General features: G+C 62.2%; 2 protein-coding genes. Both read right to left on the reverse strand.

Translation table 11 applies throughout. The features are described 5' to 3' along the window. Positions 1–417 (reverse strand): hypothetical protein (locus tag OXG98_00600; protein MCY3770512.1); only part of this gene is annotated, 417 nt, incomplete at its 3' end. 382 nt (positions 418–799) lie between these two features. Further along, positions 800–1,768, reverse strand: coding sequence for an IS30 family transposase (locus tag OXG98_00605; GenBank protein MCY3770513.1), 969 nt, complete (start codon positions 1,766–1,768; stop codon positions 800–802). Between the last annotated feature and the right edge of the window lie 429 nt (positions 1,769–2,197).

Below are 2,197 nucleotides of genomic sequence, written 5' to 3' on the forward strand. Positions count from 1 at the left end.
GGACCGGGAGGGCACGACAACCGGAATCAGGTGCTCTACGGCGAAATCCACTATTGCCAGCGCTTCGGTGTAAATACCGGTCCGTTCTCCAGCGTCCCAGTGATACCCTCCGCCCAGGGCAATGGCCGACTGCTCGCTATTGAGGTCCACGGGGGTGAGCGCCACCTCGTTCACGAATTCCTTGGTCTCTCTCGACCATGCGTACTTCACGTAGACTGAATCGGAAACTTCCCAGGAGCCGCCGATCCCGAATGACCTACCGTCCGCATCGTTCTCCAAAGGGGCGGTGGCGGTGTTTTCGGTCCTTGACAGGTCCGCCGCCAGTTCCAGGTAGCTGTAGCTGAAATCCGCCGCGCCGCCGCTTCCCGACAGTCCCGAGAAAACGGCGAAGGCGATCAATGGTCCGTATCTTGTCACGCTCCACCTCCACATTCCTGTAAGCCGTGGGAGCGGCCCTTGTGCTTGAGTTTGACGCTGGCTCGAAATCGAAGTTCCAGTGAAGAAGAATATTGTTCATCCCGAAACCATCCGGTACTTTTCTCCCCCCGCCGCCAGTCCGAAGTGCAACAGTCGCCGCTATCCCGGAATGAGGGCGTAGCCCGAATGGAGGGATAGCGGCGGCGGCGAAAAAATCAGCACCCCAAGGCGCTCATTTCGGCCACCGATGGCATCAATCTCGACTCCGTGGGATACTGACAGAGGCCATGGGTCGACGCAAGGGCCTGCCTGGCGCCTTCGGGCCGAGCGAATCCACTCCCGTGGGTCACGGGCATCCCGGATCGGCGATGGGTGATCCCCTTCAGGGACCGGCCGGCACCCCGGCGAACACCTCCGCAGGGGTGCGATACCCGAGCACCTTGCGGGGCCGGTGGTTGATCCGGTCCTCCACCGCCCGGACCTGGGCGTCCGTCACCTTGCGGAAGTCCGTTCCCTTCGGGAAGTACTGGCGCACCAGGCCGTTGGTGTGCTCGTTCAGGCCCCGCTCCCAGGAATGGTAGGGGGTGGCGAAGTAGAAGCCCGCTCCCAGCGCACCGGAGATCTCCCGGTGCCCCGCGAACTCCTTGCCGTTGTCCGCCGTGCAGGTGTGGACCCGGTTCCGGATCGGACCCATGCGCCGGGTGATGGCCCCGGTCACCGCGGCCGCCGTCTTCACCTCCACCCGCTCCAGGAACGTGAACTTCGATCCCCGGTCCACCGAGGACACCAGGGCGCCCCTGTGCCTCGCTCCGACGATCGTATCGAGCTCCCAGTCCCCGATCCGGCTCTTCTCCTCCACCACAGAAGGCCGATCGGCAATGTCCACCCGGCCGGGGATGTGGCCCCGTCCGGCATGCCGCCCTCCGCGCCAGTTCGGCCTCTTGCCACGGCGACGCAGGCACCGGTACAGGGTGCCTCCTGCCCGCCGGTCCGCACGCACATGCTGGTAGATCCATTCCTTCCCCGCCATCACCTCGCCCTGTCGCCGGTACCGGCCCGCGATCTGCTCAGGGCTCCATCCTTCCTTCAGCCTGTCCTCGACCACCTCCCAGCGATCGGGCGTCATCTTCCGGGGGACTGCGGAGGCTTCATGACGTCGGCTCGTCGCCTTGCCGTGGGCCTGCTTGTGACGGTAGCCCCGCTGCCCCCGGTTGCGCGACAGCTCCCGGGAAATCGTCCCAGGGTCCCGTCCGAGCTCCCGGGCGATCTCCCGTTTCGACAGTCCACTATGCAGGAGGGTGTTGATCTGGCATCTTTCGCATTGGGTCAGGTGATGGTAGCCAACTGGCATGACAATTCTCCGTTGTAGGAAACAGAGATTGTTTGCCATCATCTGGCCCGTCGCAATCCGCACTACATCAGGCAATCATGCGACTCAGCCGGTGTTGCACCTCACACTGGAACGGGGGATTGATTTCATTTCGATGTTTCTCACAAAGTTGTTGAAAGGGTTGAGTCGGGACCTGGCCCCTGTTGTGCGCGATAAATGTATTTATCAGGCGCAAAGAATATATTCCCACGCCTGCACAGTCAAGGGCTTGGAGCGCAATTCGAAGATTCGTGGATTTCATTGACGCTTCCCAAGGTTATTCTACCATAAAAATACCATAACAATGTGCTCCGGGGGCTCGCCCAAAACCAACGGCCGAAGGGAAGGATAGGGTGCCCCGCCGCCAGTCCGAAGTGCAACAGTCGCCGCTATCCCGGAATGAGGGCGTAG

Source organism: Gemmatimonadota bacterium (assembly GCA_026706345.1).
GTDB lineage: Bacteria > JAAXHH01 > JAAXHH01 > JAAXHH01 > JAAXHH01 > JAAXHH01.

Coding starts and splice junctions, on each gene's coding strand:
- OXG98_00605 (MCY3770513.1), bottom strand. CDS start 1,768: ATGCCAGTTGGCTACCATCACCTGACCCAATGCGAAAGATGCCAGATC.